A 15,594-nucleotide genomic window follows, 5' to 3' on the forward strand; every position below is an offset into this window, starting at 1 on the left:
TTTTATAGTAGACTTTCTATAGCGATTTCGCAATCATTTACTCTTTTTGAAAACACAAAAAAACTGCCAAGTCGGCAGTTTTTTCATTCGGCTTTATGTAGCTCATTGAGTTGACCCGTATACAGCATAAATTTCTCTTGATCCCCCGCGTCGAGCGCTTCATCGATTAGCAACTCGAGTCTCTCTAGAAGTTGCTCGCGGTGAATATGGTCTAAGAACATATCCAGATAGATTTCTTGTAGCAGCGCGGCCGATGTATTCTCTGTTCCCGTGTCTGACATAGCTTTTAGAAAATCTGTGTATGAATAGTACTTGTCCATAATATTCACCTCTTTTGATTTCTATTATAGCAAGACTTTCTTTTTTTGCAATAACTTTTTAGAAAATTCAAATTAAACAAACTACATTATTTATTTTAAATAATCAATCAATAGCTATTGTCTAATTTCCAATTAACGGTATAATAGGAAGTATTCTAATGCGAAGGGGCTATACTATTTGAAAGCAAAACGAGTAGCTAAAGACACCTACTTAACTTTGGATACAGCCATGGTACGACCTGTATTCAATGAGTTTAGTATTCAGGCGGAAGTAGTCACGTTGAGTGGGACTTCTACCATTTTTGCAACAGATTGTTTTACATTAGTGCGAAACACGTGTGAGTTTTGTGGAAATTCGATTGGGAAGGCAATTAAAGATTCTCATGAATTGGTGGGGCAATATCATAAAGTTCCGATTGTTATTGAAAATATTAAAGGTGAACCCTTTGTTCTTATTCCACTTATGTCGCCACGCTCTCCCTTGAACACTTGGATTTCTCTACATGCAATTGAAATGCATAAAAAATCTACAGTTGCTGCTGGCTTTACGGACATCCACTTCACAAATGGAAAAGTTATTACGGTGAATGCGTCCTTTTCTACATTGAACCGCCAACTGGTTTTAGCAAATGCAATCCGCAGTGGATTTTTAAAAAGATTAGAAAGCAGAGAACAGTTTTTCACCCATCCTGTTCAGCTGACAACGCCTAAGTAAGTTCTTACATATTCTTCAACTTGGTTGCGGAGTCGCACATTTAAGTAGCGTCTATGCTCTTCGTAACCTTGGTGATAGAAAATAAACTCCGTAAACAATTCATCACCTTTTCCACGCACTACTTTTACTCCTTCTTTTCGAATGATTTCATGAACTTCTTTCAACTCTTGTTGTACTTGTTTATCCGCACGTTCTAAAAGTTCTAGGTAGGGCCGAGGTAATTTAAAACCAGCCTTAGCAATTATTTCTCGATCTTTCGCAAATACAGTCATTACCATAGGCAAGTAAATCAGTTTTTCCAATTGATTGACCAGCTCTTCTGATCCTACTGGCATCTTCCTCACCCCTTTAATAGAACACTTGTTCTTATTTATCTATTTTACATCGAAAAATAAAAAAAGCAACTTCTAGATGAAATTTTTCATCAGAAGCTGCTCATTTTTATTTTGTAAATTTTAAAAGGTTTAAGATTGGACGATAATTCTTTCCAGCAAGACCAATGATTTCGACAAACAGTTCAATGATTACCAACATGACCGCTACCAGAAGAAGTGCTCCCCAGATTGTAGCTTGGGAGAAAATTAAAGCTGTCACACCAAAAAGTGCAGCAATTGAGTAAATGATTAAAACCGTCTGACGATGTGTGAATCCAACGTTAAGAAGGCAGTGATGCAAATGCGATTTATCCGCTGCTGAGAGCGGTTGTTTTTCGCGAAGCCTACGAATGATTGCAAAGAATGTGTCGGATACTGGTACACCGAGCATAATGATCGGGATGATCAAAGCGAACATCGTGACACCCTTAAATCCAAGAAGTGCAAATACGGAAATCATGTAGCCTAGGAATAAAGCTCCCGTGTCTCCCATAAAAATCCGTGCAGGATAGAAATTGAATACTAAGAATCCAAGAGTGCTCGCTGCAAGAATCGCTGTTGCACTAGCAACAAAAGGATTCCCAATAATAATTGCCATTGCAGACAAAGTGATGAGTGCAATAGTTGAAACTCCCGCCGCTAAGCCGTCTAAGCCATCAATTAAATTTACAGCATTTGTAATGGCAACAATCCATAGAATCGTAAGTGGAATAGAAAAGTAACCAAACTCAAGTGTTCCACCGAAAGGCAAGTTAATAAATTCAACTTGGATGTCACCAAAAACAACAATAACTGCTGCTGCTGAAAGTTGTCCTAAAATTTTTGCTTTCGCAGTAATTTCAAGCATGTCATCTAACATGCCGGTAATAATTATAATGGTTGCACCAATCAATAGTGCTTTATCAAATTCGCCATCTGGGCGGTAAACTAAATAAGTAAGTATAAATGATAAATAAATGGCAAGTCCACCAAGCCTTGGCATAATGCGTGCGTGAACTTTGCGGTAATTAGGACGATCCACAGCACCTATCCGATAAGCCAGACGCTTAACAAACGGTGTAAAAACAACGGATGCGACAAATGCCAAAACCAATGCATAGGCTAGCATGCCTTTCCTCCTCTTTCTTTAATCAATAAGATAATTATGAATTAATGTTAATAAATAGACGTATAGAATGTACTAGATGTTTCACATGTAATTAGCAAACTCCATGAAAGTATATAGGAAAGGGTTTTTATTGTCAAAAGACCGAATACTTACACTAAACTTTATATACTTAGTAATTCATTTTAAGTTTAATGATAGCCATCTTCCTAATTTTCAGAATCATCGTTTTCAATTGCGATATATGATATACTTTCTTTAATTTGAATAGATAGGGGAATCGCCATGTTAAGAGATTTTTTTATCGCTTTATCTGAAAACCAAACGTTAAATGCTGCAGCAAAACGCTACGGTTTAAAAATGGGCGCACAACACGTAGTAGCAGGTACTACAGTAGAAGAAACTATTGAAAGCATTAAGAAATTAAATGCAATGGGTATTTCAGCAACTGTAGACAATTTAGGTGAATTTGTTTTTGAACGTGAAGAAGCACTTGCTGCAAAAGCGCAAATTTTAGAAGTGATTGATGCAATCAACGAACACCAAGTAGACGCACATATTTCTTTAAAGCCTTCACAACTTGGTCTAGATATTGATTATGATTTTGCATTAGAAAATCTTTATGAAATCGTCGAGCGTGCGAGCAAAACCGATATGTTTATCAACATCGACATGGAATCCAATAAGCATCTTCAACCGTCATTTGACATTTTAGATGAGCTATCAAAAGAATTCACAAATGTGGGTACTGTGATTCAGGCGTACTTCTTCCGTGCTGAAGAAGATATTCAAAAGTATAAAAACTTCCGTCTACGCATTGTAAAAGGTGCTTATAAAGAGCCTGCTGAAGTTGCGTATCAGACGAAAGAAGAAATCGATGCGAACTATATCGAATTGATCGAGTATCACTTATTACACGGGAAATTCACATCCATCGCAACACATGATCACAATGTCATCAATCATGTGAAACAGTTTGTAAAAGAGAACAATATCTCAACTGACAAATTTGAGTTCCAGATGCTTTACGGCTTCCGTACAGACATGCAAAAAGAATTAGCACAAGAAGGCTATAACTTCTGTGTGTATGTGCCTTTTGGTCAAGACTGGTACGGCTACTTCATGCGTCGTCTTGCAGAGCGTCCACAAAATATGAATCTCGTCGTGAAGCAAGTATTCACGAAAGACACGAACAAAATGATTGGGCTTGCAGCTGCTGCATTTGCAGTTGGGCGTCTATCGAAGCGTAAAAAGAAGTAAGAGTATTTTAGATGTGGAGCCGACTGTTCAGAAATTGTGCGAGAAGACAGCGTGGGCTGTGAAGCGTTCTTTGCTTCATAGACCGCGATGGCTTCTTGCGGGATTTCTAGGAGGCGCAACTCGATTCCAATAAGAAGTAGAAAACGCCACACGCGAGGTTAGTATTTCCTCATGTGTGGCTTTTTTTGAATGCTATGTTAGAAACGCTAAATGTGAGGACAGCAAGTTTGGATAAATTTATTTAGTTAGCAGAGCCTGGAAGTAAGGCCGTCATTTCCCGGGATATCAGAGTTTTACCGAGACCCGGCAACGAAGCTGAAAGTGCTCTTCTTTCAGCTTACGTGGGGAGGCTCGGTGAAACTCTCCCAGGAAATGGCGGTCTTGCTGTAGGGCTTCCTAATAAAAAGGTGACAGGCACCATTTGGAATCGACTTCCAAATGGTGCCTGTCACCTGTTCTTACCTGTTCTTTAATTAAAACTCAATCGTCCACCCAAATGGGTCTGGTTGTTCCCCTGTCTGAATTCCCGTCAATGTATCATAAAGCCGAGCAGACACTTCTCCTGTTTGGCCATTATTCACATAAAACAATTCATTCTGCCAACGGAACTCGCCAATTGGTGAAATCACCGCTGCTGTTCCCGTCCCCCATGCTTCTTCCAATTTACCTGTACGATGTGCATCCCGAACTTCTTCCATCGAAATACGCTTTTCAATCACAGGCACTTCCCAGTAGCGAAGGATATCGATGATGGACCGGCGCGTGATGCCATCTAAAATGCTTCCATTTAGAGCAGGCGTGTATACTTTTCCATCGATTTTGAAAAACACGTTCATGCTTCCTACTTCTTCGATATACTTTCGTTCGACTCCATCTAACCACATGACTTGAGCATAGCCTTCTGCTGCGGCTGCTTCTTGGGCTTTTAAGCTCGCCGCATAATTTCCGGCTGTCTTCGCAGTTCCTGTACCGCCAGCTACGGCCCGTACATATTGATTCTCTACAAGAATTTTAACAGGAGCGATTCCTTCTTTATAATAAGAGCCCACTGGGGAAAGGATGATCATGAATTGGTACTTTTGTGAAGGTGCCACACCTAAATAGGCTTCCGTTGCGATCATGAAAGGACGAATATACAAACTCGTTCCTGGGGCTGTTGGAATCCACTCTTTCTCAAGTTGAAGGAGTTCCATCAACGCATCAAGCATTGCATCTGGGTCAACTGCCGGCATAGACATACGTGCACAAGACTCATTCATCCGTTCAAAGTTTAACCGCGGGCGGAACAATCGGATTTTGCCCGTAGAAGATTTGTACGCTTTTAATCCTTCGAAAACTGTCTGACCGTAATGAAGAACAATGGCAGAAGGGTCTAAAACAAGCGGTTGATAGGGCTGTATGCGGAAATCATGCCAGCCATGCCCCGCGCTGTAATCCGCAACAAACATATGGTCTGTAAATGTGCGACCGAAAATGAGTTGCTGATCCGGCACTTTTGCTTTTCTATCATGTGAGATTGACTTTTCAACTTGAACAACCATTCAACATACTCCCCTTCGACTTTTTGCAATATCCTGCAATATATTATATGTTATTATACGCTCATTTCCAGAAAAGAAAAGCTATTTTTCGAAATTTCTCATAATAAAAGTCCCCTTCAGTAGAAGGAGACCCACTAATCTTTTATTGGCGACCGTAGTTCATACGCTCATAACGTCCACGAATAAATTGATAAATTCCATAAAGTATAAAGCCCGCTGCTACAATTGCGAGTAAGAACATGCCATAAGGTTGAGACGCCAACTCATCAAAGGCCCCTCCCACTCCTTTAGATTCATCAGGATTATGTGTCCATGCAGTACGTAAAAAGAAGAAACCGATCATCGCTAACACTAAACCTCGTGCAATCAGTCCGACTCTTCCTGCCTTTTCAGCAGCAGATTTCTCCTTTGCATCCATCTCATGCGTTTTTAGTTGTTCCATAAACTTGAGAAGTGCGCCACTTTGCAATTCGTAAAGCCCATAAAGCATAATAATGACCCCAACCAATCCTACGAGCCACACTCCAAATGGCTGCTCCATCAATCTAGCCGAAATCTCTTGTTCCGACTCTCCTCCACCTGAAGAGGATTTTTGTCGCATTGCGAGTAAGATTGCTCCGATTGCTAAATTCCCATAAATACTAGCACTCACAAAATAGCCAATTCTCTTCACAATCCCTTTTGCGTCCTTCCCTTCTCCCTGTGGGTCTTTGATTGCTTTAATCAAATTCCAAGCAATATACCCAAATAACCCAATTCCTATTATCCATAGCAATAGTCTTCCAAATGGCAAAGTTGCAACTGACTCGACAGCTCCTGTAGTTCCTGTTGTTTCTCCACCGGTTCCAAAAGCTGCGAGAAGGGCGAGTATACCAATGATGATAAAGACGATTCCTTTTGTCATGTACCCGACTCGGCTAAAGCGCCGAATCCAAGGTTTAGTTTCTTCCATATGTAAGCCCTCCTCACCTGTTTGCTTACCTATTCCCTGCATGGTATAAAAGAGAAACCTGTTATACTAAATTTTAAAGGAGGAAATCTATGAAAAAATGGTTATTTCGACTAAATGATAGTATCTGGTTTACTCCGACCCTATTTACGTTCTTCTCTGCATTGCTTGCTATCGCTACCGTATTGATCGATACGCTCTATATCGAGGAACTGGTGGAAGAACTGCCCTACTTCATGCTGACTTCCGTTGACTTGGCACAAACGATTTTAGGTACAATTGCAGGCGCATTGTTAACGATGACGACGATTACCTTTTCTACAATCATGGTTGTATTGACTACATACTCCAGTCAGTTTTCCCCACGTGTGTTGAAGAATTTTATAACAGACAAAGTGACGATGCGCGTTCTAGGAATTTTCATGGGAGGCTTTGTATACTCTATTCTTTCTCTACTCTTTATGCGAGAAGCTTCTATTGATCATAATGTTATTTCAGCTACAGTAGGCGTAGTGTTCGCTGTCATTTGTTTAGCATTTTTTGCTTATTTCATTCATAGTGTAGCCACATCGATCCAAGTCAGTAACTTAGTAGCAGATTTAGCAGCAGATACGCATGCTGTATTTGAAAAGAATGAAAAGCTTTATTCACGTTATTCGTATGTCAGATTAGCTGAAAAACCGGTTCATAAAGTGGAAGAGACGCATCTCATTTCTTCGGATGCTGTCGGCTACATTCGAATGATTGAGATAGACGCGCTTATGAAATGTGCTAGTTCAAACAAAGTGAAACTTGAAATTCTAAAGCCGATTGGTTCGTTCGTGACGAAAAATGAGCCCCTTTTAAAAGTTGAAGGTACTGAAAAAGTGATTGATTCTATAGCCGAGTATTTTGTGATTGGGCCGGAACCTTCAGCGAATCAAGATGTAAGTTATGCTATCCAAAAGATAGTGGAGATTGCTTTACGTGCGATTTCACCCGGAATCAACGATCCAAACACGGCGATCCTTTGCATTCACCATTTAAGCGGGTTGCTTCCGCAGGCACTTGAAGAAGCTGCTTCTTATGTCCACTTTTCATCTGAAGAAGGAAGCGTAGTACTTCCTCACAAATCGAACCGTGACTTATTGTTTCAAACGTTTTCAGGTCTTGCGCATTATGGGCGCGAAGATATAAATGTTTTGCTGGCATGTTTAGAAGCGTTACAAGTGATTCAAGATGAAGCTCTTCGAAATGAAATGGTCCACTACATGATTGGTCATTTTAATGAAGACTGTTTAGAACCTTTTGATCAGGAAAGAGTCACTAAGTTTGTTCAAGTGAACTAAATCGTCACATTACAAAAAACACAAAAAAGTAACTTCTCTAAATCAATCCAGAGAAGTTACTTTTTTTCGTAGCTTTATTTTCCTTCGATTTTTGCGGAAATAATTCCACAAACAGTACCAAGAAGGGCCCCAGCGGCAACCTCAACAGGTTGATGTCCTAAAAGCTCTTTTAGTTCTTTTTCACGTTCAATATATTCATAACTTGGAAACTCTCCTGAGATTTTAGAAAATTGGTCTTCCAAATCATTTACAAGTTGGGCAATCTCTCCTGTATGTCTCCGAATACCTTGTGCGTCGTACATAACAATGATCCCAAATGTGACGGATAATGCAGTTTCAGTGTGGCGAAACCCTTTATTCGCAGCTACATAGGAGGCAAGTGCAGAAACTCCTGCTGAGTGAGAGCTTGGCATCCCACCTGTCGAAATTGCCTTTTTCACGTCCCAATTACCTGTTACTTTTTTATGTGTTAAAATCTTTAATCCTTGTGCTAATCCAATCGCTCCAATCGCGGTTAAGATGCCACGATTCATTCGATAGTCTGGTTTTGGTGTTTTCATTCAAAGGCCTCCAGTTTTAAAATTCATTTTTCTTACTATACCCGACCTCCTCTAATGACTAAACGGTTTTCACACATAAAAAAAGAGGCGCATGGCCTCTTTTGATTAGTCGTCTAAATCGTCGTCATCTTCTGTATCCTTTTCGAACTTCAGAATTTCTCCTGTGAATGCATCGATATCAAATTCGTATTCTACATTTCCATCGCGTACTTCAATTTCGTAATAGTTATCATCGCGTTCAGCGCCTGTCACTGTTCCAGTCACTTCATTCAGTGCGATAGCAATTGCTTCTTCCATAGTTAGCGCATCTTCAGTATTCGCCACTTGAGCTGTTCCACCGGATTGCACAGAAGTGGATTGTGTTTGTGAACGATTGGAATCATCATCGTCACGGTCACGCTCAAAGTCAAAGACATCTCCACTCACCGCATCGATATCAAATTCATATTCGTATGTGCCATCTTTCATTTCAACATCAAAGTGAACACGTCGGTCATCTGAATCAAGTGAGATTTCTACAACTTCTCCTTCTACACGTTCGTTTGCGATTTTCAGTGCTTCTTCTTGCGTGATGTATTCGGCATTCGCTGGTTGTTGATTGACTGGAATGTAGTCAGTTAAGTCATCTCGATCATCGGCGAGTGCGACACCTCCTACGACTAGTGCTCCTGTTGCGGCTGGGATAAGTAACCATTTGTTAAATTTCATTTTGTAACGCCTCCTCTTTTTTGGTTACTCTTATCATATCCAGTGAAGATGAGAGGTTTATGTGAGGAACATTAGAATTTGATGAGAATCTTTAAAATGTGGAGCCGACTGTTTAGAAAATGGGTGCTGTAAGAAGTTGAGTTCCACTGCGGGGCTGCTTTCCGTGGGCGCTGCGTGAGCTTCCTCGTCGCATACTCCTGCGGGATCTCACGGCAGACTGTAATCCCACTGGAGTCAACCCCTCCATTCCACTCAACTTCTATTGGGTGCCTAGCACCTATTGGAGAACGATTGCAAATCCACTTTACTAAAATCGTCGTCCTAGATTGTGTGTGAATCCACACCAAATCGGGCCTTGCGTTAGCACAGCCCGGCAGTAATTATATGTGTTAGTGCAAAACAAATTGACATGATTACTAAATAGAGGCGGAGCCGACTCAAAGAAGTTGCAAGGAACTACTTCCTGCAAAGAAGCACTTGAACAAATTAGGTTCAGCTGGAGATGATTATGGAAGGACAAACTAAGAAGAATGGCGCTGGGGCCGCTCAAATAGAGCGGCCCCAATCCTTTTCATTCTTAATTCTTCTTTAAAGTAATCTTTGGAAGATGAAGCTCATTCGTTCAAATAGCGTTCTTCACATCTACTCGCAATCGAGTTGCTTTCTACTATATTTATCTGAGCCCGTAAGCCAGGACGTCATTTCCCGGGCTATCTGAGTTTTGCCGAGACCCGGCAACGAAGATGAAAGTGCTTTTCTTTCATCTTACGTGGGGAGGCTCGGTGAAACTCACCCAGGAAATGGCGGTCTGGGTGAAGGGCGGTCTATATTATAGTGGCGTTCTATACATCTAAACGAAATCGAGTTGCGCCTCCTAGAAATCCCGCAAAATGCCATCGCAGTCTATGAAGCAAAGAGCGCTCCACAGCCCACGCTGGCATTTCGCACAATTTCTAAACAGTCGGCTACACATCTAATACTAGTCATCCCAAACCACAGAAAGTACCTCACCTGTGATGGCATGAATTTGCACGGTGGCTTCTGGACCATCCTCGTCGCCTTGATCCGGTTGCTCAATCTCCACCAGATAATATCCGCCACTTTCAGACTGCTCGAAATCAACATCTTCTACAGTTCCTGAAACTTGTTGCAGAGCAATCTCCGAAACCTGTTCCTCTGTTAGACGTGTAGGGGCTTGTTCTACAGTCTCCTGTTCTTCTGTTGGAGTTTCTTCAGGCTCTGGTTCAACTTGTTCCGGTTGTTGCTCTTCTTCTGATGACTCTGCTTGCTTTTGTTCGGTCTGCACGATTGATACGACTGTCCCGTAGCGTGCATTTGCTTCAATAGTGTAAAACCCATCATCCGTTTCTAGTTGCGCTCGGTAACTTTCACCCGAAAGTTCCAAGTTTGTAATGGTCCCACTGTACATACGTTCCAGTTGCTCTTGAATCTCGGTTCGGGTCATTGGCTCTTCGCCAGCTGTCGTGACCTGGAAGTAAAAGATGGAACCGATTAAAATAATGCCGGTGAGCAGTAAAGGAATAAACCAAGGTTTTTTTTGCATACTCGTCACTCCTTTCATTTAACTTTGTGACTACAGTATAAAACCTAAAGATTAAAATTTGCTGAGAACTACTTTTTATGAGTGAGATACACGGTTGTGCCAACATCTAATTTACTTTCTACTGTTATGTCTAGTTTCAACTGGTGTGCCAGTTCTTTAGCAATAGCTAGTCCAATTCCGCTACCGCCTTTGGAACGTGTCCGAGCTTGATCGACACGGTAAAATCGGTCAAACAGATGTGGAATCGCTTCTTCCGGAATCCCTTCCCCTTCATCATGAATTCGTATTTGACGACTATCTAGTTCGATGCGCACAGGATTTTCACTATATTTTTGTGCATTGTCGAGTAAAACAGTCAACAATTGGCGTAAACGTGCCTCATCAGTCTTTAGGTAGACTTCTTTAGGGGCGGACACATGAATGGCACGAGAGTAAACGGATTGAAGTTGGTTGGCTAGTGATTGCACTAGTGGAACGATATTCGCTTCTTTCAATACAACATCTACAGATTGCTGACTTCTCGCTAGCTCTAAAAACTGTTCAATCATCAGCTTCATCCGCTCTGTTTCAGATGTAATAGCATCCAGTGATTCCGCTGTAACTTCAGGATCCTCGGTTCCTCGTCTTTTCAAAAGGCTCGCATAACTTTCAATAATCGTGAGCGGAGTTTTCAATTCATGTGCCGCACTAGAAACAAAGTTTTCTTGTTTCAAATAATTTTCTTCCAACTTTTCCATCATGGCATTGAATTCTCGACTCATTTGAGCTGGCTCATCTTTGCGATTTTCTTCCACTTCCACGACTTGATAAGAACCTTGCTCCCGATTGGTCCTCATATGAGCAATCAATCGCTCAATCGGAGCCGTCACTTGTTTTCCAACTAAAAAGTTCGCAGTTACTAATAAAAGTGCACCTAAAAGAGTTACCAATACAAACGTTCTAAATAATAGCGCTAACGTATCATCTAAAGCACTTGTTTGCTGATGCAATTCAATCGTCACAATCTCTCCTGAGCCTAGTATCGCTGTCGTTGCCACACTGACTACTGAACCATTATCGTTTGTCGATCGTGTGTAAGGTTCTGTTTGGGAGATGGCGACCTCATAGTTGTAGAGCCCCTCTCTCGTTTCTATAGAAGAGAGAAGTTGTTCACCTTCTAAAACGCGGAGCGCCCCATTTTCAGGCACGAAGGCTCTTAAAATAGTTGGCAACTGTGCAGGATCTGTCACACTCGTAAATGCTGCCGCGACTTGCTGTACATCATTTCGAAGAGGAGTAGCAGCGTTGTCGTAGGAAAACTGTTCAAATAAAAAATAGGCAAGACTATTTACAATAAGTAAAGTCACAATGGCCAGCCCCGTCGAGAACAGCTGAATTTTAGCCTTTAGCTTCATGAGTCGACTCCTTCAACACATAGCCCACTCCTCGGACCGTTTGAATATACGTATGGTTCTCCATCTCAATTTTCTTTCGGACGTAGCGCACATAGACATCCACGACATTCGTATCTCCGTAATAATCATATCCCCAAACCACATCTAAAATTTGCTCGCGGGTCAACACAATGTTTGGATTTTTTACAAAGTATGCAAGCAGTTCGAATTCACGAGGTGTCAGCTGAACAACTTGTCCTTCAACTTTTACTTCATGTCTCGCTTCATCTACAACTAGTCCACCAATTTGAACGCCTTGTTCTTTACTAGAAGACGCTCTTCTAAGTGCCGAACGGATACGTGCAAACACTTCTTCCATCTCAAATGGCTTCGTAATGTAATCCGTCGCTCCTAAGTCTAACCCTTCCACCTTGTCTTTCACTGAACTTTTGGCAGTGACTAACAGCACCGGTGTCCATTCATCTGTAGCTCGAATACGTTTTAGCACTTCAAACCCGGTCATTTCGGGCAGCATGACATCTAGCAATACCAAATCAAACTGTTCATCACGAAATGAGAGTAACCCGTCCATTCCCGTGTGGGCAAGTTTGGTTCTGTACCCTTCATACTCTAATTCCAGTTGAAGCAACCGCGCTATCTTTAATTCATCTTCTACTATTAGAATTCGTTCACTCATAAGCTCACCCTCCACTTTTCATTATCGTATCAGAAATCCGAACAAATGGTGTGATTCGAACCCTCCTACTTAGACACATACGTTATACAGTGGTAAACTGTAGGGTACATAAAAGGGATGGGGTTGGTTCTATGATACCTGATTGGAAAAAACAGCGTGAATTCTTGCAACGACACTTAGAGAACGACTCACAAGTAGCGAGAGAAAGGAGTTCGATCAATTGAACAAAATAGATCAGCTCGCCTCCTACTTGTTAGATGGAGACGAAGAACGCGCGATTCAGCTGGTCGAGAAAGAAATGAACCAAACATCTCGACAAGAAATGATGAATGATTTGCTAACGCCTGCGATGCAACACATAGGAAACTTGTGGGAAAACAATAAAATTACAGTAGCAGATGAACATCTCGCGACGGCTATCTGCGACTTTATTCTCTCCCGATTAGATATTCATTTAGCTCCTGTAGAACGAAATGAAAAAACCGTCTTACTTATGGGCGTCCAAGATGAAGAACATTACATCGGACTCAAAATGGTAAGTAGCATTTTCAAACAATACGGATGGCGTGTACGCTATCTCGGTCCAAATATGCCTGAATCCCATGCTATCAAAGCCATCGAACGGTGGCAGCCAGATGTCATTGCGATTTCAGCGGCTCTTGTTCATCGCATTATGGCCATTCAGAGCTTAGTTCTAAAATTAAATGAAGATTATCCTGATAGTGAAGTTGTCATTGGAGGACGAATTACGCAACAAATTGATTTGCATACTCTTCTGCCTTCTTCCGTAACTATCATGGATTCTTTACCTTCATTAGAAAACTGGGTTAAGGAAGGTGGCCCGAGTGGCAAAAAGATTTCGTGATTTCTCCCTTCCAGCAGTAGTAGTAAACGAAGCATTAGAAGTACAAGATGCATCTGAAGAGTTCATTGCGGAATACGGCTGGCACCGCACCTTTTTAACTGTTGTGGATCCAGGAAGTCAATCGAAGGTCGCAAAATTTTTGAAGACACTAAAACGTGGCGAACCTTTAGAAATCAGTTTACACGCAAAAAATGGGCGTTTAAACTTCGTGGATCTCTTTGTAACTTGGAATCGTGAAGAGTGCGTATGCACAATCGTCCAAAAATCTTCCCAATATTCATTAGTAAGCTCTAAGCTAAGTGCATTACAAGCTGAACTTACGATACGAAATGAAGAATTAATCGAAGAAAAAGATCGTGTAGCTGGCTTATTAACAGACATGCAAAATTTGTCGGCTCCTGCCATTGTATTGAGAGAGGGTATCTCCCTTGTTCCTATCTTTGGTGCCATGGACTCTGATCAAATGGTCTCCATATTTCATCGATTATTAAACCATTTCATACAAGAAAATACGTCAATTGCTATTATCGATTTTACAGCTTCAGGAGAATTCGATTTGATCAACTGGCGCGGTGTTGATGAGTTCGTAAAATCCGCTCAAATCATGGGCGTTCAAATACTTGTCTCTGGTCTTCATCCAAAACAAGTAAAAGCTTTAAACGAGCTTGAAATTCAAACAACGGATGTGCAGTTTTTTGCAAAGCTTGCCTCTGCATTAGCGGCTATAGAAAAATCCTGATTTGGTGCACAACCAAATCAGGATTTTTCATTATATTTTTCGTCAGTTATATAACTGAATGCCTTTTTGTATTGGCCTTTGTTTTTGTAATAGCGGACGAGCATGTCGGAGAATATATACTCGAAATTCTTTTCACTAGGTTCGGACCTTGTAAATGGAATCACAGTTGATTCTAAGAAAGAATGTGCAGCCTCTTCTGAACTCTTCAACAGCTTCAAATAGAATTCTGTATATAACTCATAGTTTTTAAATGAGTTATTGTGTGAGACATCTGCCAGCCTTTCAAAAGTTCGAATTGCATCTTCGTTCTTCTTAGTTTCGAGTTCTGTTAATCCTAAATTGAATAATGCGCTAGCAAAATTCAAATTTTGTACTTCATGATGATTCACTGCCATATTAAAATAAGCAATTGCTAGTGAATAGTTCTCCATTTTAAAATATAAATCTCCCATATTATGATAAATATGAGGTAGCAATTCTTTTTGATTTAACAGTTGAGAATTCCTCAACAGATGCTCATAATACTCTATCGCATCCTCATAAATCTTTGCATAAGCACAATTAATCGCAAGGGACATCTGAGCATGCAAGATTCGACGATAATTGTATTGTTGACTTAGATAGTCCAATGCTTTTTTCCCATAGTAAATTGCTCGGCTAGGTTCTTCAAGATATGTTTTGACAATACTTAAATGATAATAAACTTCACCTTCAAACCCGTACAATGCAGATGTGTTCCGGATTACATGATCCAGTCTCTTATTAGCAGACTCATAATCTCCAGCATTCATCTCATTGATTCCTTGTAAATATTCAAATAATAATTCTTCGAGAGGACTAAATTCCAGTCTTTCTTTTTTTAATTTAGTAAGTAGTTGTTTGATTTTAGTGTGCTCTTTTTTCACTTGAAAATAACGAATTTTCAATAGTGAAGCTAAACGATTATGCGTTGTATATGGAAGAAAATCATCATAAGTAGCTACTTCTGAATAAACAAATTCCGCCTTGTCATAATCTGTATAAATAAGATGCTTCATAAATAAGTGAAGCAGAGTTTTTATATGCGATAGTTTTTGGTCTATCATCATTTGATTTATTCCGATTCGCTTCATTAACGTTTCTAATTCTTTTTCAGTAAGCTCTCGTTCATCTTTTAATTTATCAAAAGGAGATGAATTCGCATCATAATAAAGATTTTGAACTTCTAATTGATCTAGAATATATTTTTTATAATTCATGGAAAGACCTCTTTATCTTATTAGTATCTCTAATGATAGTGGAAAATAGTCTCTCACACAAAGCAAATTCTTCCATTTTTCAAATTGATTAGTCCAAATAAAAGAGGCTGGGACAAAACTCGGCCAATAATATAAAAAATGGTCATCGCGAGTGAGTGATGACCATTTTTTATGGATAATTGTAAGCGTCAAATAGTGCACACATTCTAATAGAAGAAAATTCATGAGATACTCCTCCCACAAATGAAATTTGGGAGG

At 40.4% G+C, this 15,594-nt stretch carries 16 protein-coding genes; 5 read left to right on the top strand and 11 right to left on the bottom strand.

Annotated elements, in window-relative coordinates; all coding sequences use genetic code 11:
• Positions 1-83: 83 nt before the first annotated feature.
• Positions 84-320 (bottom strand): IDEAL domain-containing protein, encoded by a 237-nt coding sequence (locus AB5N96_RS08850; protein ID WP_204590984.1) that lies wholly within the window; start codon positions 318-320, stop codon positions 84-86.
• A 178-nt stretch (positions 321-498) separates the two neighbouring features.
• Between AB5N96_RS08850 and AB5N96_RS08855 the strand changes: the two genes are divergently transcribed.
• Positions 499-1,035: a competence protein ComK gene (locus AB5N96_RS08855; protein WP_392454320.1), complete on the top strand. Its 537-nt coding sequence runs from the start codon at positions 499-501 to the stop codon at positions 1,033-1,035.
• Here AB5N96_RS08855 and AB5N96_RS08860 read toward each other — a convergent pair.
• Together AB5N96_RS08860 and AB5N96_RS08865 are read right to left on the bottom strand one after the other, a co-directional pair.
• Positions 1,014-1,370, bottom strand: coding sequence for a YhjD family protein (locus AB5N96_RS08860; protein ID WP_204590988.1), 357 nt, complete (start codon positions 1,368-1,370; stop codon positions 1,014-1,016). The two genes, AB5N96_RS08855 and AB5N96_RS08860, sit on opposite strands and share 22 nt — an antisense overlap.
• A gap of 106 nt (positions 1,371-1,476) precedes the next feature.
• Positions 1,477-2,517 carry a glycosyltransferase family 4 protein gene (locus AB5N96_RS08865; protein WP_204590990.1) on the bottom strand — a complete coding sequence of 347 codons (1,041 nt, stop codon included), beginning with the start codon at positions 2,515-2,517 and terminating at the stop codon, positions 1,477-1,479.
• Between the two features lie 282 nt (positions 2,518-2,799).
• Here AB5N96_RS08865 and AB5N96_RS08870 point away from each other — a divergent pair, with 282 nt between their 5' ends.
• On the top strand, positions 2,800-3,774 hold the full coding sequence (locus AB5N96_RS08870; RefSeq protein ID WP_204590993.1) for a proline dehydrogenase family protein: 975 nt from the start codon (positions 2,800-2,802) through the stop codon (positions 3,772-3,774).
• A 473-nt stretch (positions 3,775-4,247) separates the two neighbouring features.
• Here AB5N96_RS08870 and AB5N96_RS08875 read toward each other — a convergent pair whose 3' ends face one another.
• Positions 4,248-5,315 (bottom strand): branched-chain amino acid aminotransferase, encoded by a 1,068-nt coding sequence (locus tag AB5N96_RS08875; protein WP_499705294.1) that lies wholly within the window; start codon positions 5,313-5,315, stop codon positions 4,248-4,250.
• 142 nt (positions 5,316-5,457) lie between these two features.
• Positions 5,458-6,267: a DUF1206 domain-containing protein gene (locus tag AB5N96_RS08880; protein ID WP_499705295.1), complete on the bottom strand. Its 810-nt coding sequence runs from the start codon at positions 6,265-6,267 to the stop codon at positions 5,458-5,460.
• A gap of 89 nt (positions 6,268-6,356) precedes the next feature.
• Between AB5N96_RS08880 and AB5N96_RS08885 the strand changes: the two genes are divergently transcribed.
• Positions 6,357-7,592, top strand: a complete 1,236-nt coding sequence (locus AB5N96_RS08885; RefSeq protein WP_499705296.1) for a DUF2254 domain-containing protein — start codon at positions 6,357-6,359, stop codon at positions 7,590-7,592.
• Between the two features lie 74 nt (positions 7,593-7,666).
• Here AB5N96_RS08885 and AB5N96_RS08890 read toward each other — a convergent pair whose 3' ends face one another.
• From AB5N96_RS08890 to AB5N96_RS08910, 5 genes are all read right to left on the bottom strand, one after another.
• Positions 7,667-8,152 carry a divergent PAP2 family protein gene (locus AB5N96_RS08890; RefSeq protein ID WP_239584952.1) on the bottom strand — a complete coding sequence of 162 codons (486 nt, stop codon included), beginning with the start codon at positions 8,150-8,152 and terminating at the stop codon, positions 7,667-7,669.
• 105 nt (positions 8,153-8,257) lie between these two features.
• Positions 8,258-8,860, bottom strand: coding sequence for a PepSY domain-containing protein (locus tag AB5N96_RS08895; protein WP_499705297.1), 603 nt, complete (start codon positions 8,858-8,860; stop codon positions 8,258-8,260).
• A 979-nt stretch (positions 8,861-9,839) separates the two neighbouring features.
• Positions 9,840-10,424 (bottom strand): PepSY domain-containing protein, encoded by a 585-nt coding sequence (locus AB5N96_RS08900; RefSeq protein WP_499705299.1) that lies wholly within the window; start codon positions 10,422-10,424, stop codon positions 9,840-9,842.
• A gap of 68 nt (positions 10,425-10,492) precedes the next feature.
• Positions 10,493-11,818: a sensor histidine kinase gene (locus AB5N96_RS08905; RefSeq protein WP_499705300.1), complete on the bottom strand. Its 1,326-nt coding sequence runs from the start codon at positions 11,816-11,818 to the stop codon at positions 10,493-10,495.
• The gene (locus tag AB5N96_RS08910; RefSeq protein WP_499705302.1) at positions 11,802-12,494 is read right to left on the bottom strand and encodes a response regulator transcription factor; all 693 of its coding nucleotides are present in this window, start codon (positions 12,492-12,494) and stop codon (positions 11,802-11,804) included. Before AB5N96_RS08910 ends, AB5N96_RS08905 begins: the two co-directional genes overlap by 17 nt.
• A gap of 220 nt (positions 12,495-12,714) precedes the next feature.
• Here AB5N96_RS08910 and AB5N96_RS08915 point away from each other — a divergent pair, with 220 nt between their 5' ends.
• Together AB5N96_RS08915 and AB5N96_RS08920 are read left to right on the top strand one after the other, a co-directional pair.
• Positions 12,715-13,359 carry a cobalamin B12-binding domain-containing protein gene (locus AB5N96_RS08915; RefSeq protein WP_499705303.1) on the top strand — a complete coding sequence of 215 codons (645 nt, stop codon included), beginning with the start codon at positions 12,715-12,717 and terminating at the stop codon, positions 13,357-13,359.
• Entirely contained in the window at positions 13,340-14,098 is a 759-nt protein-coding gene (locus AB5N96_RS08920) for an STAS domain-containing protein (protein WP_392454334.1), read from the top strand. Before AB5N96_RS08915 ends, AB5N96_RS08920 begins: the two co-directional genes overlap by 20 nt.
• Before the next feature lie 17 nt (positions 14,099-14,115).
• Here AB5N96_RS08920 and AB5N96_RS08925 read toward each other — a convergent pair whose 3' ends face one another.
• Positions 14,116-15,336 carry a tetratricopeptide repeat protein gene (locus AB5N96_RS08925; protein WP_499705304.1) on the bottom strand — a complete coding sequence of 407 codons (1,221 nt, stop codon included), beginning with the start codon at positions 15,334-15,336 and terminating at the stop codon, positions 14,116-14,118.
• Positions 15,337-15,594: the final 258 nt, after the last annotated feature.

It is taken from the genome of Chryseomicrobium imtechense, assembly GCF_041475995.1.
GTDB classification, from domain to species: Bacteria; Bacillota; Bacilli; order Bacillales_A; family Planococcaceae; genus Chryseomicrobium; species Chryseomicrobium aureum.

What these genes read in the sequence shown, in the direction of transcription:
- AB5N96_RS08850 (WP_204590984.1), bottom strand. Translation starts at nt 320, where the DNA reads ATGGACAAGTACTATTCATACACAGATTTTCTAAAAGCTATGTCAGAC.
- AB5N96_RS08860 (WP_204590988.1), bottom strand. Translation starts at nt 1,370, where the DNA reads ATGCCAGTAGGATCAGAAGAGCTGGTCAATCAATTGGAAAAACTGATT.
- AB5N96_RS08865 (WP_204590990.1), bottom strand. Translation starts at nt 2,517, where the DNA reads ATGCTAGCCTATGCATTGGTTTTGGCATTTGTCGCATCCGTTGTTTTT.
- AB5N96_RS08870 (WP_204590993.1), top strand. Translation starts at nt 2,800, where the DNA reads ATGTTAAGAGATTTTTTTATCGCTTTATCTGAAAACCAAACGTTAAAT.
- AB5N96_RS08875 (WP_499705294.1), bottom strand. Translation starts at nt 5,315, where the DNA reads ATGGTTGTTCAAGTTGAAAAGTCAATCTCACATGATAGAAAAGCAAAA.
- AB5N96_RS08880 (WP_499705295.1), bottom strand. Translation starts at nt 6,267, where the DNA reads ATGGAAGAAACTAAACCTTGGATTCGGCGCTTTAGCCGAGTCGGGTAC.
- AB5N96_RS08885 (WP_499705296.1), top strand. Translation starts at nt 6,357, where the DNA reads ATGAAAAAATGGTTATTTCGACTAAATGATAGTATCTGGTTTACTCCG.
- AB5N96_RS08890 (WP_239584952.1), bottom strand. Translation starts at nt 8,152, where the DNA reads ATGAAAACACCAAAACCAGACTATCGAATGAATCGTGGCATCTTAACC.
- AB5N96_RS08895 (WP_499705297.1), bottom strand. Translation starts at nt 8,860, where the DNA reads ATGAAATTTAACAAATGGTTACTTATCCCAGCCGCAACAGGAGCACTA.
- AB5N96_RS08900 (WP_499705299.1), bottom strand. Translation starts at nt 10,424, where the DNA reads ATGCAAAAAAAACCTTGGTTTATTCCTTTACTGCTCACCGGCATTATT.
- AB5N96_RS08905 (WP_499705300.1), bottom strand. Translation starts at nt 11,818, where the DNA reads ATGAAGCTAAAGGCTAAAATTCAGCTGTTCTCGACGGGGCTGGCCATT.
- AB5N96_RS08910 (WP_499705302.1), bottom strand. Translation starts at nt 12,494, where the DNA reads ATGAGTGAACGAATTCTAATAGTAGAAGATGAATTAAAGATAGCGCGG.
- AB5N96_RS08925 (WP_499705304.1), bottom strand. Translation starts at nt 15,336, where the DNA reads ATGAATTATAAAAAATATATTCTAGATCAATTAGAAGTTCAAAATCTT.